Origin of the sequence: Anaeromyxobacter diazotrophicus (assembly GCF_013340205.1) — a bacterium.
Classification (GTDB): Bacteria; Myxococcota; Myxococcia; order Myxococcales; family Anaeromyxobacteraceae; genus Anaeromyxobacter_A; species Anaeromyxobacter_A diazotrophicus.
Genome location: NZ_BJTG01000009.1, coordinates 206,854 through 232,002, shown reverse-complemented (window position 1 = coordinate 232,002; position 25,149 = coordinate 206,854). Strand labels below are relative to the sequence as shown.

General features: G+C 75.2%; 19 protein-coding genes. 5 read left to right on the top strand and 14 right to left on the bottom strand.

Annotation, left to right across the window (positions count from 1 at the left end; all coding sequences use genetic code 11):
* Positions 1 to 7: 7 nt before the first annotated feature.
* Positions 8 to 871 carry a nitrogenase iron protein gene (nifH, locus tag HWY08_RS18395; protein WP_176067910.1) on the bottom strand — a complete coding sequence of 288 codons (864 nt, stop codon included), beginning with the start codon at positions 869 to 871 and terminating at the stop codon, positions 8 to 10.
* A 294-nt stretch (positions 872 to 1,165) separates the two neighbouring features.
* Between nifH and nifB the strand changes: the two genes are divergently transcribed.
* Together nifB and HWY08_RS18385 are read left to right on the top strand one after the other, a co-directional pair.
* Positions 1,166 to 2,653, top strand: coding sequence for a nitrogenase cofactor biosynthesis protein NifB (gene nifB, locus HWY08_RS18390; RefSeq protein ID WP_176067908.1), 1,488 nt, complete (start codon positions 1,166 to 1,168; stop codon positions 2,651 to 2,653).
* A 10-nt stretch (positions 2,654 to 2,663) separates the two neighbouring features.
* Positions 2,664 to 3,470 carry an NAD(+)--dinitrogen-reductase ADP-D-ribosyltransferase gene (locus HWY08_RS18385; protein WP_176067906.1) on the top strand — a complete coding sequence of 269 codons (807 nt, stop codon included), beginning with the start codon at positions 2,664 to 2,666 and terminating at the stop codon, positions 3,468 to 3,470.
* Here HWY08_RS18385 and draG read toward each other — a convergent pair.
* Positions 3,445 to 4,332 (bottom strand): ADP-ribosyl-[dinitrogen reductase] hydrolase, encoded by an 888-nt coding sequence (draG, locus tag HWY08_RS18380; protein ID WP_235969704.1) that lies wholly within the window; start codon positions 4,330 to 4,332, stop codon positions 3,445 to 3,447. The genes HWY08_RS18385 and draG overlap by 26 nt on opposite strands.
* A gap of 199 nt (positions 4,333 to 4,531) precedes the next feature.
* On the opposite strand from draG, the gene HWY08_RS18375 reads away from it, so the two are divergent.
* Positions 4,532 to 6,418 (top strand): trypsin-like peptidase domain-containing protein, encoded by a 1,887-nt coding sequence (locus tag HWY08_RS18375; protein WP_176067904.1) that lies wholly within the window; start codon positions 4,532 to 4,534, stop codon positions 6,416 to 6,418.
* A gap of 20 nt (positions 6,419 to 6,438) precedes the next feature.
* Here HWY08_RS18375 and HWY08_RS18370 read toward each other — a convergent pair whose 3' ends face one another.
* Complete coding sequence (locus tag HWY08_RS18370) at positions 6,439 to 6,876, bottom strand: hypothetical protein (RefSeq protein WP_176067902.1); 438 nt, start codon at positions 6,874 to 6,876, stop codon at positions 6,439 to 6,441.
* A gap of 240 nt (positions 6,877 to 7,116) precedes the next feature.
* Here HWY08_RS18370 and HWY08_RS18365 point away from each other — a divergent pair, with 240 nt between their 5' ends.
* The gene (locus HWY08_RS18365; protein ID WP_176067900.1) at positions 7,117 to 8,607 is read left to right on the top strand and encodes a YihY/virulence factor BrkB family protein; all 1,491 of its coding nucleotides are present in this window, start codon (positions 7,117 to 7,119) and stop codon (positions 8,605 to 8,607) included.
* 9 nt (positions 8,608 to 8,616) lie between these two features.
* Here the strand turns inward: HWY08_RS18365 and HWY08_RS18360 are convergent, their stop codons facing one another.
* The 10 genes from HWY08_RS18360 to HWY08_RS18315 form a co-directional block, all read right to left on the bottom strand.
* Positions 8,617 to 9,567 (bottom strand): ABC transporter permease, encoded by a 951-nt coding sequence (locus tag HWY08_RS18360; protein WP_176067898.1) that lies wholly within the window; start codon positions 9,565 to 9,567, stop codon positions 8,617 to 8,619.
* On the bottom strand, positions 9,564 to 10,673 hold the full coding sequence (locus tag HWY08_RS18355; RefSeq protein ID WP_209005185.1) for an ABC transporter permease: 1,110 nt from the start codon (positions 10,671 to 10,673) through the stop codon (positions 9,564 to 9,566). The genes HWY08_RS18360 and HWY08_RS18355 overlap by 4 nt, the downstream gene beginning before the upstream one ends.
* A gap of 10 nt (positions 10,674 to 10,683) precedes the next feature.
* A complete protein-coding gene (locus tag HWY08_RS18350; protein ID WP_176067896.1) occupies positions 10,684 to 12,318 on the bottom strand; it encodes an ABC transporter ATP-binding protein in 1,635 nt (544 codons plus the stop codon).
* Positions 12,318 to 13,313 carry a BMP family lipoprotein gene (locus HWY08_RS18345; RefSeq protein WP_176067895.1) on the bottom strand — a complete coding sequence of 332 codons (996 nt, stop codon included), beginning with the start codon at positions 13,311 to 13,313 and terminating at the stop codon, positions 12,318 to 12,320. Before HWY08_RS18345 ends, HWY08_RS18350 begins: the two co-directional genes overlap by 1 nt.
* 86 nt (positions 13,314 to 13,399) lie before the next feature.
* Entirely contained in the window at positions 13,400 to 14,239 is an 840-nt protein-coding gene (xdhC, locus tag HWY08_RS18340) for a xanthine dehydrogenase accessory protein XdhC (protein WP_176067894.1), read from the bottom strand.
* Positions 14,236 to 16,587, bottom strand: coding sequence for a xanthine dehydrogenase molybdopterin binding subunit (gene xdhB, locus HWY08_RS18335; protein ID WP_176067893.1), 2,352 nt, complete (start codon positions 16,585 to 16,587; stop codon positions 14,236 to 14,238). Before xdhB ends, xdhC begins: the two co-directional genes overlap by 4 nt.
* Positions 16,584 to 18,056, bottom strand: a complete 1,473-nt coding sequence (gene xdhA / locus HWY08_RS18330; protein WP_176067892.1) for a xanthine dehydrogenase small subunit — start codon at positions 18,054 to 18,056, stop codon at positions 16,584 to 16,586. The genes xdhB and xdhA overlap by 4 nt, the downstream gene beginning before the upstream one ends.
* Positions 18,057 to 18,066: 10 nt before the next feature.
* On the bottom strand, positions 18,067 to 19,359 hold the full coding sequence (locus HWY08_RS18325; protein ID WP_176067891.1) for a pyridoxal-phosphate dependent enzyme: 1,293 nt from the start codon (positions 19,357 to 19,359) through the stop codon (positions 18,067 to 18,069).
* A complete protein-coding gene (locus tag HWY08_RS18320; RefSeq protein ID WP_176067890.1) occupies positions 19,356 to 20,858 on the bottom strand; it encodes a pyridoxal-phosphate dependent enzyme in 1,503 nt (500 codons plus the stop codon). The genes HWY08_RS18325 and HWY08_RS18320 overlap by 4 nt, the downstream gene beginning before the upstream one ends.
* Positions 20,859 to 20,904: 46 nt before the next feature.
* Positions 20,905 to 22,089: an amidohydrolase family protein gene (locus HWY08_RS18315; RefSeq protein ID WP_176067889.1), complete on the bottom strand. Its 1,185-nt coding sequence runs from the start codon at positions 22,087 to 22,089 to the stop codon at positions 20,905 to 20,907.
* A 116-nt stretch (positions 22,090 to 22,205) separates the two neighbouring features.
* Between HWY08_RS18315 and hydA the strand changes: the two genes are divergently transcribed.
* Positions 22,206 to 23,612: a dihydropyrimidinase gene (gene hydA, locus HWY08_RS18310; protein ID WP_176067887.1), complete on the top strand. Its 1,407-nt coding sequence runs from the start codon at positions 22,206 to 22,208 to the stop codon at positions 23,610 to 23,612.
* Between the two features lie 59 nt (positions 23,613 to 23,671).
* Here the strand turns inward: hydA and HWY08_RS22105 are convergent, their stop codons facing one another.
* Positions 23,672 to 24,982 (bottom strand): TLD domain-containing protein, encoded by a 1,311-nt coding sequence (locus tag HWY08_RS22105; RefSeq protein WP_176067885.1) that lies wholly within the window; start codon positions 24,980 to 24,982, stop codon positions 23,672 to 23,674.
* Positions 24,983 to 25,149 lie beyond the last annotated feature (167 nt).

Genomic DNA, 25,149 nt, shown 5'->3' with positions numbered 1-25,149 from the left:
GAGCGGACTACCCTGCCGCGGCGACCCCGACGGTGGCCTCGTCCTCGGGCGCCATGATCCCGAACTCCATCAGCAGCTCCTCGAGCTCCTCCATCGCGAGCGGCGTCGGGATGACCAGCTTCTTGTTCTCGGCGATCTTGCGGGCGAGCGTCCGGTACTCCTCGGCCTGCTTGTGCTTCGGGGCGTACTCGATGACGGTCATCCGGCGCAGCTCGGCGCGCTGCACCTCGTTGTCGCGCGGGACGAAGTGGATCATCTGGGTCCCGAGCCGGCGCGCGAGCGCCTCGATGAGGTCGGCCTCGCGGTCCGTGTTGCGCGAGTTGCAGATGAGGCCCGCCAGCCGGACCTTGCCCGAGGTGGCGTACTTGAGGATGCCCTTGGCAATGTTGTTGGCCGCGTACATGGCCATCATCTCGCCGGAGCAGACGATGTAGATCTCCTCCGCCTTGTTCTCGCGGATGGGCATGGCGAAGCCGCCGCACACCACGTCGCCGAGGACGTCGTAGAAGACGAAGTCGAGGTCGGGCGTGTAGGCCCCGTTCTCCTCCAGGAAGTTGATGGCGGTGATGACGCCGCGGCCGGCGCAGCCGACCCCCGGCTCCGGGCCGCCCGACTCGACGCACTTCACCTCGCCGTAGCCGGTCTTCATCACGTCGGCGACCTCGAGGTCCTCGACCGTCCCGCGCTCGCGCACGAGGTCCATCACGGTCGCCTGCGCCTTCGCGTGCAGGATGAGGCGGGTGGAGTCGGCCTTCGGGTCGCAGCCGACGATCATCACCTTCTTCCCGAGCGAGGCGAGTCCGGCGACGGTGTTCTGCGTCGTCGTCGACTTGCCGATGCCGCCCTTCCCGTAAATCGCGATCTGTCGCATGGCTTCCTTTCGAGTGCGTGGCTTCGACTCCATGCTCCCTCAGCAAGGGGCGTACCGCCCGCGAAGGACCGCGCCCCCGGCCCTGGGGCGCAGCGCTTCCAGCGCGGTGGCCGGCGGCGCGCCGCGCGCTGGCGCCGCCGGCCGCGTCCGGAACCCGACACGGCTCAGGTGAGGAACCGGACAATCGGCGCAAACCCAGCGCGCCCGCCCGCCGCGCCCGCGGCGCGCGGGCGTGTGCCGCCGCGCCGGGCGGGCGTGCCCGGCGCTGGAACGCTCGCTGCAAAGGAGCGCCCCATGACGATCGCGCGCGCCCGCCCAGCCCTTCCGATCGCGGACCTCGCAGGAGCGGCCAGGCCGGCGCCCGCCAACTGCCGGTTCGGCGGCGGGTGCGGGGAGCCGGCGCCGCTTCCGCCGGAGGTGCAGGCGAAGATCGCGAACCACCCCTGCTACAGCGAGGAGGCGCACCATCACTTCGCGCGCATGCACGTGGCGGTCGCGCCGGCGTGCAACATCCAGTGCCACTACTGCAACCGGAGGTACGACTGCGCCAGCGAGAGCCGCCCGGGGGTGGTGAGCGAGCGCCTCACGCCCGAGCAGGCGCTGCGCAAGGTGCTGGCGGTGGCGGCCGAGGTGCCCCAGCTCTCGGTGGTGGGCATCGCCGGCCCCGGCGACCCGCTCGCGAACCCCGGCCCGACGTTCGAGACGCTGGAGCTCGTGCGCCGGGCCGCGCCGGACCTGCGCCTCTGCCTCTCGACCAACGGCCTCGCGCTGCCCGAGCACGTGGAGCGCCTCGCCGCGCTCGGCGTCGATCACGTGACGGTCACGGTCAACATGATCGACGCGGAGGTCGGGGCGCGCATCCACCCGTGGGTGCTGTGGAGGGGCCGCAAGGTGCGGGGGGAGGACGGGGCGCGGCTCCTCTCGGAGCGGCAGCTCGAGGGGCTGGCGGCGCTCGCCGGCCGGGGCATCCTGTGCAAGGTGAACTCGGTGCTCGTGCCGGGCGTGAACGGCGAGCACCTGGTCGAGGTGGGGCGGACCGTCCGGCGGCTCGGGGCCTTCCTCCACAACGTGATGCCGCTCCTCTCCGCGCCGGAGCACGGTACGCACTACGGGCTCACCGGCCAGCGCGGGCCGACGGCGGCCGAGCTGGAGGCGGTGCAGCGCGCCTGCGAGGGCGGGGCGAGGGTGATGAAGCACTGCCGGCAGTGTCGCGCCGACGCGGTGGGGCTCCTCGGGCAGGATCGCCACGCGGAGTTCGCGCTGGCCGCGCTGCCGGCGGCGCCGGCCGCGGACGCGAGCGCCGCGCGGGCGGCGCACCGGGGCGCGGTGGAGCGGGCGCGCCGCGGGGAGGCCGCGGCGCGCGCGGAGGCGCTGGCCCGGCTGGCGGTCGCTGCGCCCGCGCGCGCGGCGCGCGTCGCCGTCGCCAGCAAGGGCGGTGGCCTCGTGAACCAGCACTTCGGGCACGCCCGCGAGTTCCTCGTCTACGACGTGGATCGCCGGGGCGCGCGCCTGGTGGGGCACCGCAAGGTGGGCCAGTACTGCGCGGGCGGCGACGGCGACGACGCGGAGCTGGAGCAGGTCCTGGCCGCCCTCTCCGACTGCCGCGCCGTGCTGGTGGCGAAGGTCGGTCGCTGCCCGCGGGAGCGCCTCGCCGGCGCGGGGATCACCCCGGTGGTGGAGCACGCCTTCCAGCCCATCGAGGCGGCCCTGCTGGCCTGGTTCGGGGGCCTGGCAGAGCGCGAGCGGGCGGTGGGCGGCGAGCGCGCGCTCGGCGCCCCTTGACGAGCCGTCCATGGGCGAGCCGCGCGACCCGGGCACCTCCTTCAACCTCTGCAACCTGCCGCCGTGGGCCATCGCGTCGCGGGAGTTCGCGGCCGACCCGCGGCCGATCGAGGTCCAGGGCGTCCGCGGGGGAAACCGGTTCCTCTTCGAGATGCTCGATGGCCTCGCCGATCCCGACGAGCGCGCCCGCCGCTTCGACAGCTTCGTCACGGTGAAGTTCCAGCTCCACCAGTGGCAGCGGGAGGCGACCGACAGCGCGCGGCGCAGCCTCAAGAACAGCTACCTGCGCTTCCTGCGCGGCTGGGGTGTGGACTCGAGCTCGGTGGAGGGGGCGGTGCTGAAGGGGTGGGTGGAGAGCCGGATGGGCCTCCCGCCGACCTGGCACCGCGGCCGGATCGACGGGCCGGACTCGGAGGCGTACCAGGGCTACGCCGCCGACCGCGTCCGGGGTCACGCCCGGACCAACGCCATCGACTCCCAGCTCGACCTCCTCTACACGTTCACCCAGTACGAGCTCGGGCGGCGGAGCCCGGGCGAGCGCTGGCTGACCCTGTGGCGCGGCGTCCACGACGTGCAGGAGCACGAGGTGCTGGAGCGGACCGGCCGCCGCGACTGGCTCGTCCGCATGAACAACCTGTCGTCGTTCACGCAGGATCGCGAGCGGGCGTGGGAGTTCGGCTCGACCGTCTTCGAGGCGCGGGTGCCGGTGCCGCGCGTCTTCTTCGCGAGCGAGCTCCTCCCGCACAGCATCCTCAAGGGCGAGCGCGAGGTGCTCGTCGTGGGAGGCGAGCTCAGGGTGAAGGTGCTCGCTGCCTGACCGCGAGCGGCGAGAGGTCCACCAGCCCGTCCGCCAGCGCCGCCAGCTCGGCCAGGAGCCGCGGGTCGAGGCGGCGGAGCCAGCGCGGGGGCAGGCCCGCCGGGCCGTGGAGCGCCCCCGCGATCATGCCGGCGATGGCGCCGGTCGTGTCTGCGTCGCCCCCCTGGTTCACCGTGGCGACGAGCGTCTCCTCGAAGCTGCGGGTGGAGAAGAGGTGGTGGAAGACGGTCTGGAGCGTGTCGACCACGTAGCCGCTGGCGAGCCCGGGGTAGGGCTCGAATCGGAAGGCGGGGTGCTCCGCGACGGTCCGGCCGACGAGGGCGCGCAGGGCGGCGAGCGGCTCCCCCCGGCAGGCGGCGTGCACGAGCCGGCCGAGCAGGAGGCAGGCCGCGTCGGAGAGCGGGTGGTGGTGGGTGAGGTGGGCCTGCGCCACCGCGCAGCGGGCGAGGAGCGCGTCGTCGCCCAGGGTGAAGAGCGCCACCGGGAGCATGCGCATGGCGGCGCCGTTGCCGGCGTCGCCGGCGCTGGGGGGGACCTCGAGCGTGCCGTCGAGGAGGTAGGACCGGATCCCGCGGCGGCAGGTGTTGCCGACGTCGGTCGGCCGCCCGGTGAGCCAGGCGGCGAAGCGCTCGGCGATGGCGCGGCGCGAGAGCTCGCCGCGCTCGACGAGCGCGCGCGCGACGCAGAGCGACAGCTCGGTGTCGTCGGTGACCGCGCCCGGCCGGAGCCGCAGCCACCCGCCCCCGACCACCTCGCGGTGGACGCCGTGGAGGGCCCGGATCTCGTGCGGGAGGAGGAACTCGACGGTCGCGCCCAGCGCGTCGCCGAGGGCGAGGCCGTGGAAGGCGGCGCGGGCGCGCAGGTGGACGTCGCGGAGGTCGATGCGCAGGGGCGTTGCACCGGGCGCGCCACCCGCGCCGCGCCGCGGCTCGCGATCCGAGGTGCGCGGGTGTCGAGAAAGGTCGGCGCCCGGCGGCGAGCCGGGGCCAGGCGCGCCCGCGCCCCGGCGCGACGATCACGTACACTCCTCCGCGCCGCTCGCTCGAACGCAGGGGATCTCGATGACCGCCAGCGCTCCGCAGCTCGACCTCTGCCACGCCTGCGGCCAGCAGAGCGACTCCGACTCCGGGTGCACGCGCTGCGGCGCGAACCTGCGGGTGGACCTCTGGCTCGACGCTCCGGTGCCGGAGGAGCGCGCGCGCTTCCTGGCGGCGCGAGGGCTCGCGGCGCTGGGCCTACCCGGCGGCAGCTTCTCGGAGCTGAAGCGAGCCCTCGCGAGCCCCGCGGTGCCCCTGGCGGTGGCCCTCCCGAGGTCGGCGGCCCGGGCCGCCATCGACGTGCTGGGGCGCCACGGGATCGGGGCGAGCGCCCGGCCCGCCGGCCCGCGGCCCGGCCGCGCCTTCCCGTCCGCGGCGATCGCGGCCATCGCGGGCGGCGCGGCGGCGCTCGTGCTGGCGGGGGCGCTCCTCTTCTCCTCGCGCGCGCCCCGGTCGGCCGCGCCCCCGGCCGCGACGCCCGCGCTGCCCCAGGCCGACGCGTCGCCGGGCGATCCTGCCGCGGGGCGGCCGGCGGCGGCCGCCCCGATTCCGCCATCCGCGGCGCCCGCGGGAGCGCTCACCACCCAGGAGCTCGCGCAGCGGGTGCTCGGGAGCGTCGCCGAGGTCTCCTGCGGCGGGAACCTCGGCACCGCCTTCTTCGTGGCCCCGGAGCGCGCGGCCACGAACGCCCACGTGGTGTGCGACAAGGACACGCCGCTCCGGCTGCGGTTCCAGGACGGGAGCGAGCTGGTCGGGAAGACGGTCGTCCTCGAGAAGCGCCTCGACCTGGCGGTGATCGAGGTTCCGGGCGCCGGGGCGAAGCCGCTCGAGCTGGGGGACTCCACCGCGCTCGTGCCGGGGGACGGCATCGTGCTGGTCGGCAACCCGCACGGCCTCGCCTTCACCGTGCACGAGGGGAAGGTGAGCTTCGTCGGCCGCAACCTGCTCGGGCACGCCTACGTCCAGGTGAACGCCAGCGTGAACCCGGGCAACAGTGGCGGTCCGCTGCTCGACGGCCGCGGCAGGGCGGTGGGCATCGTCTCGATGAAGGTGACCGGCGCAGACGGCATCGGGCTCGCGCTGCCGATCGAGTACCTCCGCCCGTTCGCGGCGGGGCTGTCGCCGGCGACCCCGGAGGCGCAGGCGCGCTGGCAGGCGACGCTCGACCAGGTGCAGCGCGAGGACGCCGCCGAGGTCGAGCGGTACCGCCGGAAGTACCAGCAGCCGGCGATCGTCGCGGTGGGCACCGGAGAGGGGGGCCTCCACGCCATGGTGCTGCGGCGGTGGCCCAGCGGCCCGAGCCGCCTCGCGGTCACGGTCGACGTCCAGGCGGGTGGCAAGACGCTCTGCACCGCCGAGGGGTCCGTGACGGGGTGGGAGAAGGTCGAGGACGCGCTCGAGAAGGCGCTCCGCGACGCGCCGGACCAGCCGCGGCTGGTCTGGGCCTCCGAGAACCACACGCTGCGCGACGTCTACGCCGGGACCTTGCCCCTCGACCTCGGACGCTGCGCGCTCGCCGAGGTGCCCGCCTCGGCGGTGCTGGTGGTCCGCGGTGGAGACGAGGCGGACTCCCCCATCCGCATGCCGAAGCCCAGCGACCTCGAGGCGAGCGTGCGCTTCGCGGCGGCGCAGGGCCGGGCGCGCCGCGCCAGCGAGGAGCAGGAGGAGGCGCGCGCCGAGGCGGACTGGCGCGGCGCGTTCCGCCGACTCCGGCGCGAGGTCGGCGCGCTCGAGGCCCGGCGGGAGCAGCTGAAGGAGGCCGTCGCGAACTCGGTCCCGACGAGCGACCCGAAGGATCCGCGCCGCCAGCTCGCCGAGGTGGAGGGCCGGCTCGCGAAGGCGCGCGACGCGCTCCAGGACCTCGAGCGGCAGGCGTCTTCCGCGTCCATCCCGCGCGCCTGGCGCGAGTGAACGAGCGGAGGGCCGCACCGCTACCGGAGCAGCTCCTTCACGAGGTGCGCCCCGAGGGAGGCCAGCCCCTGCTCCAGCGCGGCGGCGCCACGCGGCGTGGCGAGCGTGGCGCGCATCGGCTCGGGCGCGAGCCCGAGCTCCAGGTTGAGCCGGACCAGCACCGCCGAGACGGCCGGGGTGCTCTCGGCGGGCCGCACGTGGCCGCCGTGCTTCTCGATCCCCTTCGAGACCTTGTCGAGGAGCTTGTCGGCGGGGGTGCGGGGCCCCTGCTTCAGCTCGAGCGCGGCGGACACCCCGCGCTGCAGCGCCTCGACGACGCCCGGCGCCTCCAGGGCCTGGAGGAGCCGCTCGTGCGCCTCCTCCTCGTCGACGCTCATGGCGGCCGCGTAGGTGGGCGCGAGGAGCCGCGCCAGGGTCTTCCGCGGAAAGAGGTGGGGGACGCGCGGCGAGAAGGTCAAGGCGAGCTCCCGGGGGCCGCGCGGCCCGGGCCGTGCCGGCCCGGCGCCCGCCGCCACCAGGGTTGTCGCACGCGAGGCGACGCGCGTGGGGGCCTTTCGCGCCGCGCCTCATGCGGCGAGGGATCGCCCGGCCGCCTGCGCGGTCGCGGGGCGCCGGGCCGCCGGCCGGGACGGCGGCCGCCCCTTCGTGGCCGGTGCACGCACCGTGCGGCCACCGCGCCCGGGCGGTACGGGAAGAGCATGCGACGCGCGAACGCGCCGTCCGCCCCGGGTCAGCCCTGGCGCGAGCGCCTGCGCGACTTCTTCGCCGAGGAGATCTGGGCGGTCCGCGTGGCGGATCTCAAGCGTGGCCAGGCGCTGCTGTACCGGGCGAGCCGCGTCGGCTACTCGACGGTCCGCGGCTTCTTCGTCAGCCGCCTCACCGTCCGCGCCGCGGCGCTGACGTACTACAGCGTCCTCTCGGTCGTGCCGTTCCTCGCCTTCGCCTTCGCGCTCCTCAAGGGGTTCGGGGCGTACGCCAGCTTCATCGAGACGACGGTGCGGCCGTACCTCCACCAGACCTTCGGCGGCAACCCGGCGCTGCTCGGCTCGCTGGAGCGGATCCTCCAGTTCGTCGACCACACCAACGTGTCGACGCTGGGCGCGCTGGGGCTCGTCATCCTCGTCTACACCTGCGTGAGCCTCCTCTCGAGCGTCGAGGACACGCTGAACGAGATCTGGGGCGCCACCACCCGGCGCTCGTTCCTGCGCCAGGTGACGGACTACGTGACCCTCCTCGTCACCACCCCGCTCCTGGTGGTGGCGGCGGGGGCGGTGGCGACCGCGGCGCAGAGCTCGCGCTTCGTGCTCTTCCTGCGCGACGCGCTCGACCTCGGCGGGGTCATCGACTTCCTGCTGCAGTTCACCTCGCTCGCGGTGGTCGCGGTCGCGTTCTTCGTCATCTACATCATCCTCCCCAACGTGCGGATCCGGCCGCTGTCGGCCGCCCTGGGGGCGGCGGTGGCCGCGGTCCTCTGGCAGCTCGCGCTGGTGCTGTACGTGCGGCTGCAGGTGGGCGTGTCGAGCTACAACGCGCTCTACTCGGTGCTGAGCGCGATCCCGATCTTCCTGGTCTGGACCTACGTCTCGTGGGTGGTGGTGCTGGTGGGGGCGCAGGTCGCCGCGAGCCACCAGAACGAGCGGCTCGTCCGGCAGCGCTTCCGCGCGCGTCACGCCGACCAGGAGCTCCGGGAGACGCTGGCGGTGGTCGTCGCCGCCCACGTCGCGCGGGACTTCCTGTCCGGCGCCCCGGCGAGCGAGCCGGCCGCGCTGGCGGAGCTCGTCCACGTCCCCGCCCTCACCGTGCAGGAGATCCTGGACGCGCTGGTGCGCGCGGGCCTCCTGGCGCAGGCCGCCTCCGGGCGAGGCGTCCGCTACCTCCCGACCCGGGACCTCGACCGGATCCGCGTCAGCGACGTCCGGGACGCGCTCCGGCGCGAGGCGCAGGCGGAGCGGGTCCGGGCCGAGGTGGAGCGGCACCTCGAGCCGGGGCTGCGGCAGGTGCTCGACGCGGCCGAGGAGGAGCGGCGCGGCTCGCCGCTCAACGTGACCCTGCGCGAGCTCGCCGGGAGGGTCGGCGGCGCGGGGGTGCCCGAGCCGGCCGCGGCGGCTCGGCCCGGCGCCGCGCCCCCGGCCGCGGCGGCGATGGCTGCCGCCCCGCCGCGCAGCCCGCCGGTGCTCGACGCGAAGTGAATCCCGCGATCAGACGCGCAGCTCGCGGTCGTAGGGCTTGCCGAGCGCGGCCGGCCCGACCACCCGCGACCGCCGCGCCAGGGCGAGGACCACGATCACGAGCGCGTACGGCAGCATCACCGCGAACTCGTAGGGAAACTTGATCCCGCCCACCTGGAGCGAGAGCTGGAAGGCCTGCGCCAGGCTGAAGAGCAGGGCTCCGCCGACGATGCCCCAGGGGCTCCAGCGCCCGAAGTACACCAGGGCCACCGCGATGAAGCCGCGCCCGGCGACGAGGTCGTCCGCGAACATCTTCGCCTGGCAGAGCGACAGGTAGGCGCCGCCGAGGCCCGCCATCGCGCCGCCCAGCGCGAGCGCCTGGTACCGCACTCGCACGACGCTGATGCCCATGGAGTCCGCCGCGCGCGGGTGCGTGCCGACGGCGCGGACCCGCAGGCCCCAGGGCGTGCGGTGGAGCAGGTACCAGCTCGCCGGCACCGCCAGGAACGCGGCGTAGACGAGCGGGTTCTGGTTGAAGAGCACCGGCCCCAGGAGCGGCAGCCGGGAGAGCCCCGGGACGCGCCAGGCCGCCACGCCCTCGACGCCCGTGACGCCGCCGATGTGGCTGCGGAAGAGGGTGCCCGCCACGCCCCAGCCCAGCATCTGCAGGCCGATGCCGGCGATGCCCTGCGAGGCGCGGAAGGTCACGGTGACGACGGCGAAGAGGAGCCCGAGCAGCACCCCGGCTGCCATCGCGAGGGCGAAGCCGGCGAGGTTCGCCCAGGGCGCGAGCGGGCCGGTGCGCACGAGGTAGGGCGGCAGGAAGGCGAGGAACGCCCCCATGCACATGATGCCCTCGCACCCGAGGTTGAAGACCCCGGCGCGCTGGTTGAACATCTCCCCCAGCGCCGCGAGCAGCAGCGCCACCGAGAAGAACACCCCCAGCGAGAGGACGTCCTGGAGCAGGTGCGCGAGGCTCATGGCGCGGGGTCGCCCGGGGCCGCGCGCGCCGGCGTCGCGCCGCGCGCGGGGAAGAGCCGGCGCACGAGCCGGGCCGCGCGCTCCTGCGCGTAGGCGTCTCGCAGCGCCATGCGCGCCGAGACGATGGCGAGGATGATCACGCCCTGCAGCACCAGGATCATGTTGGCGGGCACGCCGGCGGAGCGCTGGGTCATGTCGGCGCCGACGAGGAGCAGCCCGAAGAACACCGCCGCCGGTACGATGCCGGCCGGGTGGAGCCCGCCGAAGAGCGCCACCACGATCCCGGCGAAGCCGTACCCGGAGGAGATGCCCTCGATGGCGCGGTGGTGGACCCCCAGCACCTCGACCGCCCCCGCGAGCCCCGCGAAGCCCCCGGCGAACAGCATCGCCACCAGGAGCGAGCGCTCGACCCGGATGCCGGCGTACCGCGCCGCCTTGCTCCCTGCCCCGGCCGCGCGCATCCGGTAGCCGAGCGTCGTCCGCCACAGGAGCAGCCAGACGCAGGCCGCGAGGGCGAGCGCGAGCAGGAGCCCGGCGTGGAGCCGCGTCCCGGGCACGAGCCGGTCGAGCCAGGCGGACCGCGGGAGCCGCACCGACTGCGGCGTGCCCGAGCCGGTCATGAGCTCGTCCGGGTCGATCATCGGCCCGCGCAGGAGGAAGGTGTAGAGCTGGGCGGCGATGTAGTTGAGCATCACCGTGCTCAGGATCTCGTTCACCCCGAGCCACGCCCGCAGCACCCCGGCGATCCCGCCCCAGAGCGCGCCGCTCGCGGCGCCGGCCGCCAGGCACAGCGGCAGGAGCGCGGGCCGGGGGAGGCCCGGCAGCGCCAGCGCCACCGCCGTGGCCGCGAGGACGCCCACCATGAGCTGCCCCTCGGCGCCGATGTTGAGGATCCCGCTCCGGAAGGAGATCGCGATGCCGAGCGCCACCAGGATGAGCGGCACCGCGCGGACCAGGATCTCGGTCGCGCCGAACAGGTCCTGCAGCGGCCCGGTCAGGATGACCGCGTAGGTCGCCCAGGGGCTCTTCCCGATGGCGGCGAGGACGAGCGCGCCCGCGCCCGCCGCCGCCAGCGCGGCCAGGAGCACCACCGCGCCCGCGTACAAGAGCCGGAACCTAGGCACGCGCCACCCCGGCCATGAGCAGGCCCAGCTGCTCCCGCGTCGCCTCGCGCGCCGGGAGCACGGCCAGGATCCGCCCCTTGCAGATGACGGCCACGCGGTCGGCGAGGTTCAGGATCTCCTCCAGCTCCTCCGAGACGAGCAGGATGCCGGCCGAGGCCTCGCGCAGCGCCAGGAGCTGGCGGTGGATGAACTCGCTCGCGCCCAGGTCCACGCCGCGGGTGGGGTACACGGCCACCAGGGCACGCGGCCGGCGCGCCAGCTCGCGCGCCAGGATGACCTTCTGGATGTTGCCGCCCGAGAGCGAGCCGGCGGCGACCCCGGTGGAGGAGCAGCGGATGTCGAAGCGCTCGCGGAGCGCGCGCGCGTGGCGCGCGATCTCGCCCAGCCGGAGCAGGGGCCCCCGGCTGAAGCGGCCGGTGGCGAAGTCCTTCAGGACGAGGTTCTCGGCGATGGAGAAGGAGGGGACGATGCCCTCGTGGTGCCGGTCCTCCGGGACGTAGCCCATGCCGCGGGCGATGACCTCCCTCGGCCCGCAGCCGGTGAGGTCCTGACCGTCGAGGTGGATGGTCCCGGCCTCGGCCGGGCGCAGCCCCGCCAGCGCGTCGGCGAGCTCGCGCTGGCCGTTGCCCGACACCCCCGCCAGCCCCAGGATCTCCCCCGCCCGCAGCTCGAGGTCGAGGCCGTCGAGGGCGAGGTGGCCGCGGTCGCCCCGCACGCGCAGCCCGCGCACCGCCAGGATGGGCGGTCCGGTCGCGGCGCCGCCGGCGTTGCGCGGGACCGTGACCTCGCGGCCGGTCATGAGCGCCGCCAGCTCGGCGGTGGAGTGATCGGCGGTGTGGCCGTTGAAGACCACCGCGCCGTGCCGGAGGATTGTGACGCGGTCGGAGAGCGCCTTCACCTCCTGGAGCTTGTGGCTGATGAAGATGATGGACAGCTCGGCCGTCATCCGCTTCAGCCGGGTCAGGAGGTCGTCGGTCTCCTGCGGGGTGAGCGCGGAGGTGGGCTCGTCGAGGATGAGGAGCCGCGCGCCGAGGCAGAGCGTCTTCACGAGCTCGACGCGCTGCTGCTCGCCCACCGAGAGCTGCCACACCTGGGCGTCGGGGTTCACCGGCAGCTCGTGGTGCTCGGCCACCTCCGCCACCCGGCGGCGCGCCAGGGCCAGGTCGAGCCGCAGCCCGTCGTGGAGCGATCTCATCCCCAGCGCGACGTTCTCGGCCACCGTCATGTTCGGCACCAGCATGAAGTTCTGGTGCACCATCCCCACGCCGCGGGCGTACGCGTCGGCGGGGGAGCGGAAGTGGACCGGCTCGCCGTCGAGGAGGATGCGCCCCTCGTCCGGCTGGTAGAGCCCGGCCAGGATGTTCATGAGCGTCGACTTGCCGGCGCCGTTCTCGCCCACCAGCGCGAGCGGCTCCCCGCACCGCACCGCGAGCGAGATCCCGTCGCAGGCGACCACGCCCGGGAAGCGCTTGGTGATCCCCTCCAGCCTGAGCTCGCCGATGGGCCCCGACGCCAGGGCGCCCGGAGCGGCGTCCCCGGCCGAGGAAGAGGACGGCGCGGCGGCGCGCCCCCGCGCCTCGCGCGCCTCGCGCGCCGGCCCGGGGGCGTGCGTGGGCGCTGGCCGCATCAGAACTTGACGCTCTTCCAGTCGAGCGGGAGCTTGCCGGCGGCGAGGCTCGCCCGGGCGGCGTCCACCTTGCCCCGGATCTCCTTCGTGAGGACCGGCCCCACGGCGTCGTTGTACTTGAAGACGAACCCGCCGTTCTTGAAGTTGAGGGGCAGGTTCTCGCCGCCGAGCACGCCCGCCTGGCGCTTCGCGACGAGCGTCTCGATCACCGGGACATAGTCGTAGCTGCAGGCCGCGACGACCTTGCTCCGCTCGGGGGTCGCGAGCTGGGCGACGTCCTGCCCGAGCCACCAGATCGGCTTGTCGTGGTAGGTGGCCACCGCCCGCAGCGCGCCGAGCGCCTGCTGCGACGAGCCGGTGAGGACGTCGGCGCCCGCCTTGACCTGGGTGTGGGCGAGCTCGGAGGCCTTCACGAAGTCCCCGAAGCTGCCGGTGTGCGCGACCTTGACCTCGGCCTTGGGGTTCACCGCCCGGACGCCCAGCACGAACCCGCGGTCGTAGCGGGCGGCATCGCCGCCGTCGACGGGGCCGACCACGCCCACCACGTTGGCCTTGGTGGCCAGGCCGGCGATGAGGCCGTTCAGGTACCCGGTCTCCTCGCTCTGGGGCATGTAGGTGAAGACGTTCTTCGGGCCGACCTCGGCGCTCGTGCCGAACGCGAAGGTGGTCTTCGGGAACTCGTCCGCCATCTCGAGGACCAGGTTCTTGTACTGGGCCCCGTGGCAGATGACGATGTCGAAGCCCTTCGAGGCGTACTGGCGCGCCGCCGAGCCGGCGTCCACCGGCTTCATCTTCTCGCTGTAGCTGTACTCGACCGCGGCCGGGCCGTACTTCTTCTGCACCGCCGTGATGGCGTCGTGCATGGACTGGCACCAGCCCTTGTCGTCCACCGTGGACTCGACGATGAGGGCGATGCGGACCTTGGCCCTGGGCGCGGCGGCCGAGGCGTCGAACGCGAAGAGCAGCGCGGCGAGCGCGAACAGCGTGTTCCTCATGGGCGGCTCCTGGTGAGGGGGCGGAGGCGTGGAACTCTAGCGGAGCTGCAAAGGGGGGACCAGGCGGGGGCCGCCGGAGCGGGGGCTCAGCCCTGGTGGCTGCCTCCGGAACGGGCAGGGGCCTGCTCGCTCTCGAGGCACGCTGCCGCCGCGGTCCTCCGCTGGAGGAGCTGCGCCGCCGCGGCGAGGGCGATCTCGGCGGGCAGCTTGCCGCCGACCCCCGGCAGGCCGATGGGGCAGGTGAGCCGCGCGAGCTCCGCCTCGGTCCGGCCCCGGCTGGCGAGCCGGCTCACGAACCGGGCGCGCTTGGTGCGAGAGCCGATGAGGCCGACGTAGCCCAGGTCGCCGCGCCGCAGCGCTGCCTCCACCAGCTGGAAGTCGAGCGCGTGGCTGTGCGTCATGACCACCACGTCCGCGCCCGCGGGGAGCGCGGCCAGCGCGTCCTCGGGCGCGTCGGTCACCACGCGCCGGACGCTGGCGGGCAGGGCGGCCGGGAACTCGCCCTCGCGCGCGTCGACCCAGCTCACGCGGCAGGGCAGGTCCGCGAGCAGCTTCACGAGCGCCTTGCCCACGTGGCCGGCCCCGAACACCGCCACCTGCCACGGGGGCGGCAGGACGAGCTCGAAGAGGAGCGTCGCCACGCCGCCGCAGCACTGGCCGAGCGTGGGCCCGAGCTGGAGCTCGCGGACGAGGGGGCCGGCCGCGCCGGGGTCGCGGGCCGCGGCCGCCAGCAGCTCGCGGGCGGTCTCCACCGCGGTGAGCTCGAGGTGCCCGCCGCCGATGGTGCCGTGGAGCGCCTCCGCGGTCACCACCAGCTTCGCGCCCGGCTCGCGCGGGGTCGAGCCGGCCACGCGCAGGAGGGTGACCAGCGCGGCCGGCCGCTCCGCCGCCGCGAGCTCCGCCAGCGCCGCGACCCAGCCCGTCACTCGGCCGCCTCCTCGAGCTCCGCCGGCGCCCGCCGCGCCCGCAGCTCCTCCACCGCGAGCAGCACGCGCTCCGGGGTGGCCGGCGCGTCGAGCCGCGGGGAGAGGCGGTGGTCCCCCACCGCGGCCACGGCGTCCTTCAGCGCGTGGAACACCGAGATGCCGAGCATGAGGGGCGGCTCGCCGACGGCCTTGGAGCGGTGGACCGACGCCTCCCGGTTGGGGGCGTGGAGCAGCGTCACCCGGAAGTCTTCCGGCACGTCGCCGCAGGCGGGGATCTTGTAGGTCGACGGTGCGTGCGTGCCGAGCCGCCCCGCCGCGTCCCACCACAGCTCCTCGGTGGTGAGCCAGCCCATGCCCTGCACGAACCCGCCCTCGACCTGGCCCAGGTCGACAGCCGGGTTGATCGAGCTGCCGCAGTCGTGGAGGAGGTCGGCGCGGAGCACCCGGTACTCGCCGGTGAGCGTGTCGATCTGGACCTCGGCCACGGCCGCCCCCCAGGCGAAGTAGTAGAAGGGGCGCCCCCGCTGCCGCCGCCGGTCGTAGTGGAGCTTGGGGGTGCGGTAGTAGCCGGTGGCCGAGAGCGAGACGCGCTCGCGGTGGGCGAGCGCCGCCAGCTCGGCGAAGCCGAGCGCCCGCCGGCCGAGCCGCGCCTGGCCGCCGGCGAAGACGACCTCCTCCGGCTTCCCGCCGAGCGCGGCCGCGGCGCAGGCGGCGAGCCGCTTCTTGATGGTGCGCGCGGCCGCCCGGGCCGCCTGGCCGTTGAGGTCGCTGCCGGAGGAGGCCGCGGTGGGGGAGGTGTTCGGCACCTGGTCGGTGGTGGTGGCCGTGATCTGGACCCGGTCCACGCCCACGCCGAGCTCGTCGGCGACCACCTGCGCCACCTTGATGAAGAGCCCCTGGCCCATCTCGGTGCCGCCGTGGTTCAGGTGGACGCTGCCGTCCGTGTACACGTGGACCAGGGCGCCGGCCTGGTTCATCTCGGTGGCGGTGAAGGAGATGCCGAACTTCACCGGGGTGAGCGCGATCCCGCGCTTCTGCCACGGGCTCTGCGCGTTGAAGCGGGCGATGGCGCGCCGCCGCGCCGGGTAGTCCGAGCTCCGCTCGAGCTCGGCCACCAGCTCCGGCAGGAGGTGGTCCTCGACCTTCATCCCGTAGGGCGTCTCGTCCCGCTCGCCGCGGCCGTAGAAGTTGCGGCGGCGAACTTCCAGCGGATCGAGCGCGAGCGCCCGCGCGATCTCGTCCACGATCTGCTCGATCGCCATCATCCCCTGCGGCCCGCCGAAGCCGCGGAAGGCGGTGTTGGAGACGGTGTTCGTCTTGCACCGGTGCGAGGTGATGGTGACGTCCTGCAGGTGGTAGCAGTTGTCCGCGTGCAGCATGGCGCGATCGTTGATGGCGCCCGACAGGTCCGGCGAGAAGCCGCAGCGCGACGCCAACGTGAGGTCGAGGCCGCGGATCCGCCCCTCGCCGTCGAAGCCGACCTCGTACTCGGCGAGGAAGTCGTGGCGCTTGCCGGTGAAGATCATGTCGTCGTCGCGGTCGAGCCGGAGCTTCACCGGGCGGCCGGTGCGCCAGGCGAGCAGCGCCGCCACGCAGGCGACCGGCGCCGCCTGCGTCTCCTTGCCGCCGAACGCGCCGCCCATGCGGCGCACCTCCACCGTCACCGCGCTGGCCGGGATCCCGAGCACCTTCGCCACCAGGTGCTGCACCTCGCTCGGGTGCTGGGTCGAGCTGTGGACCAGGAAGGTGCCGCCCTCGCGCGGCAGCGCCATCGCCACCTGGCCCTCGAGGTAGAAGTGCTCCTGGCCGCCGATGGCGAGCCGGCCGGAGAGCCGGTGCGGCGCGCGCGCGCGGGCGGCGGCGGAGGCGCCGCGCCGCAGCACCTGGGTCGGCAGCACGAAGGACCTGCGCGCCAGCGCCTCCTCGACGGTGAGGACGGCCGGCAGGTCCTCGTAGGCGATCCCGGCGCGGGAGGCCGCCGCCCGCGCCTGGTCGAGGGTCTCCGCCGCCACCGCGAAGAGCGACTGGCCCCAGTACTCGACGAGCCCGTCGGCGAAGACCTTGTCGCCCGGCAGCACCGGCCCGATGTCGTTCTCGGCCGGCAGGTCCCGCGCGGTGAGGACCGCCGCCACCCCGGGCGCGGCGGCCACCCCGGTCACGTCGAGCCGGGTCACCCGCGCGTGCGCCCGCTCGGAGAGGCGCAGGAAGGCGTGCAGGAGGTCGCGCGGCTCGGGCAAGTCGTCGACGTAGCGCGCCTCGCCCGTCACGTGCCGCCGCGCGCTGTCGTGGCCGAGCGGCGCGCCGACCGCGCCCGCCGCCTCCGGCCTGCTCTCGCGGGCGCGCCTCATGCCTCCTCCGGCGCGGCCAGGACGCGCGTCCCGGCCGGCGGCGCGGCGCGGCCGGGGGCGGTCTCGAGCTGGAACTTGCGGAGCAGGTTCTTCGCCACCAGGCGCCGGTAGCCGGCGGTGGCGCGCGCGTCGGAGATGGGGGCGAGCTCGCCGTCCAGCACCGGCAGGGCGGCGGCCACCGCCGCCTCGTCCCACGGGCGGCCGAGGAGCGCGCGCTCCGCGGCGCGGGCCCGCAGCGGCGTCGCGGCGGCCCCGCCGTAGCAGAGGCGCACGTCGCGCACGCGGTCGCCGGCGAGCGTCACCGCGAAGGCGCCGCACACCGCCGAGATGTCCTGGTCGAAGCGCTTCGAGACCTTGTAGGCGCGGAACGCCCGGTCCGGCGAGCGCGCCGGCAGCCGGATGGCGGCGATGAGCTCGCCCGGGCGGAGCGCCGTCTGGCGGTACCCGGTGAAGAAGCCGTCGAGCGGGAGCTCGCGGCGGGCGCCGCCCCGCTGGAGCACGAGGGTGGCGTCGAGCGCCAGGAGCGCGGGGAGGGTGTCGCCGATGGGCGAGGCGTTCGCCACGTTGCCGGCGAGGGTGCCCATGTTCCGGATCTGCTGCGAGCCGATGCGCCGGACGAGCTCGCCGAGATCGGGGTGGTGGGCCGCGAGCACCGCGTGGGCGTCGGCGTAGGTCACCGCTGCACCGAGCTCGAGGTGCGTGTCGGTCACGGTCACCCGGAGGAGCTCCTCGACCGAGGCGAGCGAGACGAGCGTCTCGAGGGTCCGGTGCTGCTTCGTCACCCACAGCCCGGCGTCGGTGCCCCCGGCGACGAGGCGCGCGCCCGGGTGGCGCTCCAGGATCTCGGCGAGCGCGGCGAGGGTGCGCGGGGCGAAGAACCGCCGCCCGCCGTGCTCGAGGGCGAGGGTGCCCTCGCGCCGGACGGACGCGAGCAGGGCGGCGAGCTGCGCCTGCTGGGCCGCCAGGGCGGAGCGCTCGCCCGAGGCGTACGCCTGCCGAGCGGCGGCGACGATGGGGCGGTAGCCGGTGCAGCGGCAGAGGTTCCCGGCGAGGACGTCGTCGAGCCTGCGGCGCGACGGCGCGGGCTCGCTCTCGTACAGCGCGACGAGCGACATGACGAAGCCCGGCGTGCAGAAGCCGCACTGCGAGGCGTGGCACGCCACCATCGCCTCCTGCACGGGGTGGAGCCCGCCGTCCGCGCCCCGGGCGTCCTCGACCGTGAGGAGCGCCTTCCCGTCGAGCGCGGGGAGGAAGAGGAGGCAGGCGTTCACGGCGCGGTAGCGCACCTCGCCGGCGCGGAGGTCGGCGAGCACCACCGTGCAGGCGCCGCAGTCCCCTTCGGCGCACCCCTCCTTCGTCCCGGTGCGGTGCTCGACCTCGCGCAGCCAGCGGAGGACGGTGAGGGTGGGGTCCACCCCGGCGAGCTCCCGGACCTTCCCATCGAGGACGAAGCGGATGCGGTCGCTCATGGCTCCCTGCTCAGCGCTCCACGCCGGAGAAGACGACCAGCGCCGCGCCCTCCGGTGGCGCGGCGAGGGCGCCGGCGAGCCCCGCGGTCCCGGTGGCGGAGGCCGCGACGGCGGTGTGCGCCCGGGCGAGCGCGTGCGCGCGCCGGAGCGCCTCCTCGCTCACCACCACCGGCGCGCCGCCGGTGGCGCGCATCGCCTCCGCGGTGGCCCACCAGTCGTAGGTCTCGTCGTCGAGGATGCCGTGCGCCACGCTCGCGGGGGTCTCCTCCCAGGGCCACATGAAGCGGGAGCGCGCGCGCGCCGCCGCGCCGAGCGGCGAGGGTCCGAGCCGCTCCCACGCGCGGGCGAGCGGCGCGCAGCCGGCCGCCTGCACGGCCACGAGGCGCGGGGGCCGCGCGAGCGCGCCGAGGCGCGCCGCCGTCGCGAACCCCTGGCCGAGCGCGCTCGCGAGCGCGCCGCCCCCGACCTGCACGAAGAGCGTCACCGGGGGCGCGCCCGCGGCGCGGAGCTGATCGGCGAGCTCGTAGGCGAGGGTGCGGCCGCCCTCGATGGCGAGCCCGTTCTCCGGACCCTGCACGCCGAAGGGGATCGCGCCCGCCTGGACCGCCTCGCGGAAGCGCAGGAAGCACGGGTCGCCCGCCTCGCCGGGGCGGCGCGGGCAGACGGCGACGGCCGCCCCCAGCTCGCGCAGGCGCGCGGTCACGGTCCCGCTCGCGTCGGGCGGGATGAAGACCTCGAGCGGCCAGTCCGCTGCGCGCGCGACGACCGCCGCCGCCAGGGCGGCGTTGCCGCAGGAGGCGATGGCGAGCCGGCGCCCGCGCAGGCCGTCGCCGGCCGGCAGCCGCGCCGCCTCCACCACCCGCAGGTGGAGCATGACCAACATGAGGTGGCGCGCCTTGTGCGAGCCGGAGACGTTGCCGGTCTCGTCCTTCACCCACAGCTCGCCCCGGAGCCCCGCCGCGCGCGCCAGCGCGGGCTCGGCGCCGAGCGGCGTCAGCCGGAACCCGCGGCCGTCCACGCGGGCGAGCGCCGCGTCGAGGCCGCCGGCGAGCTCCGCCCAGGCGGCGTCGGGCAGGCCCGCGGCGCGCGCCAGCCGGTAGGGCGAGAGCAGCGCGCGGTAGCGCAGGAAGGGGTCCGGCTCGCCGCCGGCCGGGAAGGGGCCGGGGGCGTCCTCGGGCACGAGGAGGTGGTCGGTGTCGTCGCCCGGGGCGCCTGCGTTCGGGCAGCGGAACGGCAGCGCGCGGGCGGCGTCGACCGCCGCCCCGCAGCCGTGACACACGAAGCGGACCTCCCCGCGCGTCATGCGGCGCGCGCGCCCGCGCCGCTCTTCGCGTTGAACTCGGCGATCATGGCGTCCCAGGCCGGCACGAGCTCGAGGAGCCCGTCCCAGAACGACTGACGCGCGCGCGCCACGAACTCCTCCACCGAGACGCCCTGCTGCTCGACCCAGGTGAAGTAGCCGAGGTTGAAGATGCGCTTGCGGTCGAGGTGCGAGAGCTCGAGCAGGTGGTCCGTGGCGGCGCCCGCCAGCGCGCGGCCGAACGTCTCGCCGGCCGACACGGCGTCGAACCGGCCGCCGAAGTCGCGGGCGGTGACCTTGGCCACCTCGCTGCCGTACATGGCGGCGCCGTCGGTGGCGACGGTGAGGACGACGTCGTCCGGGCCGAGGTCGAGGTACTTGGCCGTCTTGACGGCCGCGAGCAGGTTGCAGATGGACGAGAGTCCGAGGTCCCCGAGCCGCGCCACGAACGCAGGGGCGAGGCCGCGCCGCTCCACCAGGTAGCGCCGCCCCTCGTCGGTGTTGAAGAGCACGAGCAGCGTGTCGGTGAGCTGGTCGCTCACGCCCGCCACGAAGTCGGTGTTCATCACGTTGTGGATGTAGGGGAGGTGCTTGTCGCCGATGCCCTGGATGTTGTGCTCGCCGAAGCCGTTGTAGAGCAGCGTCGGGCACTCGAGCGCCTCGACCGCGACGATCTTCGCCCCGAGCCGCTCCTTCAGGTGATCGCCGGCGGCGAGGGTGCCGCCGGAGCCGGAGGCGGAGACGTAGGCGGCGAGCTTCGCGCCGGGCCGGCCCGCGGCGAGCGCGCCGAAGATCTTCTCCAGCGCCGGCCCGGTGCAGGTGCGGTGGACGAGGTAGTTCCCGAACTCGCAGAACTGGTTGAAGATGATGTTGGCCGGGTCGCGGTCGAGCGCCGCGCAGGTGTCGTAGATCTCCTTCACGTTGCTCTCGGACCCGGGCGTCCGGACGACGTCGCCGGGATCGCCCACCCACCGGTCGAGCCAGTCGAACCGCTCCTGGCTCATGTTCTCGGGCAGCACGGCCACGCCGCGGCAGCCCAGGATGCGCGAGATGGCGACCCCGCCGCGGCAGTAGTTGCCGGTGGAGGGCCACACCGCGCGGTGCCGGGTGGGGTCGAACTGCCCGGTCACCACCCGCGGCACGAGGCACCCGTAGGCGGCCAGCACCTTGTGGGCGTGGATCATGGGGAAGCGGTTGCCGAGCGCGAGCACGACGCGCGCCTTCACCCCCGTGAGCGCGGAGGGCAGCTCGAGGTGCTCGGGGACGGCGGCGATCCCGCGGCGGGTGGCGTCGTTGAACCAGTGCACCCGGAACAGGTTGAGCGGGTGCGGGCTGTCGGGGTCGACCGCGCCCAGCCGGGCGCGGATCGCGGCCGGGATGGTGCCGGGATCGCGCAGCTGGCCGAGCGTCGGCAGGACCACGCCGGCCTCGCGGAAGCGCCCCAGCGTGCGCGCGTACACGTCCTCGTCCACCACCGTCTTCTCGAGCCCCAGCCGCGCCATCGTGCCTTCCTTCCCGCGGGGCGGGGCGTGCCCGCCGCCGGTCCAGTCAGATCTTCGCCATGCGCTGCCAGAGGCGCGCCGCCTCGCGCTGCGCGGTCGCCGAGATGAGCTCCAGGTCCTCCGAGGCCAGCCGGCCGTCCTCCACCACCACCCGCCCGCCCACGACCGCGTGGCGGACCCGGCCGCGCTCCCGCACCACCGCGTCGCCGAGGCTCCCGGGGGCGAGCGGCTCCGGCGCCGCGCCGAAGCGCTCGGCCACGAGCGCGTGGCCGGCGGCGAGCCGGCCCGCCGGGCCCGGGTCGTCCGCGGCGGCGGCGAGCCGGAAGAGCGCCGCCTCCTCCACCGCCATGTCCGCCTCGAAGCCGTCGGTGCCGAGCGCGACCCGCCGCGCGTGCCGCAGGGCGCGCGGATAGCCGACGCGGTTCGCCTCGTTGGAGCGCGGGTTCTGGACGAACCAGCAGCCGCGCGCGTCGGCCAGGGCGACCTCGTCCGGCCCGAGGTGGACGCCGTGGGCGAGGATGGACCCCGGCGCGAGCGCGCCGAGCGCCGCGAGGCGCTGCAGCGGGCCCTCGGCGCCGCGCGCCCGCGCGTCGGCCACGTCGGCGCCGTCCTCGGCCACGTGGACGTGCAGGGCCGTGCCGAGCTCGCGCGCGAGCTCGCCGGCGGCGCGGACCGTGGCGTCCGAGACCGTGAAGCTCGCGTGGAGCCCCACCAGCCCGCGCACGAGCGGCCCTGCGGGGACGCGCCGGCACTCGTCGAGGCCCCGCCGCGCCTCGTCCGGCCCGGAGTTGCGCTCGGTCGCCCCGTAGCAGAGGAGGGCCCGCATCCCGAGCCGCTGGCACTCCTCGGCCAGGAGAGCGAGCGATCCCTCGATGAAGCGGGGCGACTCGTGGTGATCCACCACCGCCGTGGTGCCGGCGAGGAGCGCGCGGGCGAGGTAGTCGCGCGCGCCCGCCCGCAGCGCGTCGGCGTCGAGCGCGCGGTCGAGCCGCCACCACACCCGCTCGAGGATCTCGAGGAACGTCCGCGGCGGCGGGACCGGGGGCGGCATGCCGTGGCGCGCCAGCCCGCTGTAGAGGTGCGTGTGGGCGCAGACCGCGCCCGGCCCGATCTCTCCGTCCGGGCAGGGCAGGCGGCGCGCGCCCTCCGGCGCGGCGGCGACGACGAGACCTCCGGCGATCGCGACGGTGCGCCCGGCGCGGTCCGGGCCGATGACGAGCGATGAAGTCAACGACCCAGTATCAGCGGAAGCCCGGGCCCGTTCAAGCGTCCGCCGGCGCCACGCCGGGGCCTCGCCGCGAGCCCGCGCTTGACCTCCGTGACGCGCCGCGTGCTTCAATGCCGGCCATGGCGGAGACCCTGGTTCGCGGCGGGACGGTGGTGACGGAGGCGGGCCAGCGGCGGGCCGACGTGCTGTGCCGGGACGGGCGGGTGGCGGCGGTGGGCGAGGCGCTCGAGGCGTCGCCGGGCGCCGAGATCGTCGACGCGGGCGGCTGCTTCGTCCTGCCGGGCGGGGTCGATCCCCATACGCACCTGCAGCTGCCGACCATGGGCACGGTGGTCGCGGACGACTTCCTCTCCGGGACGGCGGCCGCCGCCGCGGGCGGGACGACCACGCTGCTCGACTTCGTCGGGCCCGAGCGCGGCCAGTCCCCGCTCGAGGCGCTCGCGCAGTGGCAGGCGTGGGCGGCGCGCTCTACCGTCGACTACGGGCTCCACATGACGGTGTCGTGGTGGGGCGAGCGCTTCGCGGCCGAGATGGCGCCGCTCGTCCGCGAGCACGGCGTCACGAGCTACAAGTTCTTCCTCGCCTACAAGGGCGGGCTCATGCTCCCCGACGAGCAGATCGTCGAGGGCTTCGTCCGCTGCCGCGAGCTCGGCGCGCTGCCGCAGGTCCACGCCGAGAACGGCGAGCTCATCGCGTATCTCCAGCAGGAGCTCCTGGCGCGCGGCGTCACCGGGCCCGAGGGCCACCCGCTCTCGCGGCCGCCGCAGCTGGAGGGCGAGGCCACCCTGCGCGCGGTGACCATGGCGGAGGTGGTCGGCGTGCCGCTCTACGTCGTGCACGTCTCGGCCGCCGAGGCTGCCGAGGCCATCGGCCGGGCGCGGCAGCGCGGCGTGAAGATCGTCGGCGAGACCTTGCCCGGCTTCCTCGCCATCGACGACTCGGTCTACGCGGACCCCGACTTCGACGTCGCCGCTGGGCACGTCATGAGCCCGCCCTACCGGCCGAAGGGGCACCAGGAGGCGCTCTGGCGGGCGCTCGAGGCGGGCGCGCTCAGCACCACCGGCACGGACCACTGCTGCTTCACGACCGCCCAGAAGCGCGCCGGCGCCGACCGCTTCACCCGCATCCCGAACGGCTGCGGCGGGGTGGAAGATCGCCTGCACGTGCTGTGGCACCTCGGCGTGAACGGCGGGCGCCTCACGCCGGAGCGGTTCGTCGCGCTCACGTCCTCGAACGCGGCGCGCGCCTTCAACCTCTGGCCGCGGAAGGGCTCGCTCGAGGTGGGCGCCGACGCCGACGTGGTGGTGCTCGATCCGGCGCGGACGAAGACGCTCTCGGCCCGCACCCAGCACCAGCGGACCGACTTCTCCGTCTGGGAGGGCCGGGAGGTGCGCGGCGTGGTGGTCCACACCCTCGCGCGCGGGCGGCACGTCTGGGCCGACGGGGACCTGCGGGCGGAGGCCGGCTCCGGGAGATACCTGCCGCGGGCGCCGTTCGGGCCGGTGTACCAGGGCGCGATCGGGTAGCGGTCCTCCACGGGCCGCCGGTGGCCCGTGGAGGATTTACTACGCCGGCGGCTCCCGAGCTAAGGCGCCGCGTAGACCTCGAGATCCGTGAGCACGGGGTACGTCGCCCCGGCGTAGTCCGCGTCGCACTGGGCCGAGGCGGCGGCCCCGACCCGGCACGCGTAGGTACGCCCGAGCGCCAGGCCCACCTGGTCCTTCAGGTTGGTGAGGAAGTCCTGGCCGCCCCCGAACCCGGGGCCGTAGTTCACGCAGTCGTAGACGGCGTACCCCGAGGTGCTGCTGACGAGCCCGTGCTTGAACGCGTTCGTGAGCGAGAAGAGGAAGGCCGACGAATCCGGCTTCCAGTCGCAGGCCTTTTCGCCCCAGGGGAGCGAGGTGTATCCGCCGAAGAGGGCTCCCGTCGTGCTCTTCGCGACGAAGAAGGTGCGCCCGCGCCGGTCGCACCGGTTGTGGAACGCAAGCGCGCTGGACGTCCCGAAGGAGAAGCCCACGTTGTCCCGGGTGGCCTTGTAGCAGAGCGACCACGGCGTGTTCGAGGCCAGCCCCGCCCAGCTGGTGATCTGCTGGATCGCCGCCGCGTCCACGAGCGGCGGCGGGGTCTGCGCCGCGCTGCACACGTAGGCCGTCGAGCCGCCGGCGTCGAGGGCGGCGCCACCGTTCGGACAGTTCACGTCACCGGTCGCCAGCGGCGTGAGCGTCACCGACTGGCCGGCGGAACCCTGTGGGCCAGCCGGGCCCTGCGGCCCCACTGGGCCGACTTCGCCCCGCGCGCCCTGCGCACCCTGCGGCCCCGCCGCGCCGGTCGCGCCCTGCGGCCCCGCGGGCCCCGTCGCCCCCTGCGGCCCCTGGAGCCCCGGCAGGCCGTCCACGCCGGAGGGGCCCATCGGGCCCGGGATTCCCATCGGGCCCTGCGGTCCCTGCGGGCCCATCGCGCCGGTCGGGCCCACGGGGCCGGCGGCGCCGGTCGGACCGGGCAGACCGCTCGGGCCCATCGGGCCGGGGGGGCCGCCGGGGCCCATGAAGCCCATCATGCCCTGCGGACCCTGCGGCCCCGTCGAGCCCTGCGGCCCCGCCGCGCCGTTGCAGGCGTAGGCCGTCGCGCCCTGAACGACGAACTTGGTCCCGCCCGCCGGGCAGGCCGGGTCGCCGACCGGGAGCGGGATCGCCGTCATGGAGGCCGAGGCGCTGGCCGGAGCCTTCGTGTTCCACCTCACCTCGAGCTCGCGCCTCCGGCAGCTCTCGCGGCTGGCGTCGATGAGCCGGAGCTCGTGCGCGTGCTCCTGGACGCAGCCGGTGAACGTGCCGTCCGCCGCCGGGATCGAGGCGAGCGCGAACGAGGGGACCAGGGCCAAGGCGAGGATCACTCTCATGGAGTCCTCCGGGGTGAGCTGAACGGAGGGTGACGCTACTCCGTCCCGTGAACGGCTGACAGGCAAATGAGCGTCAGGCGAACGCGGTACCTCAACCCAGCGTGAACAGGACGATCTCGACGTAGGGTGAAAGGTGCGACCGCGGCTCACCGCGGCTCCGCGCACAT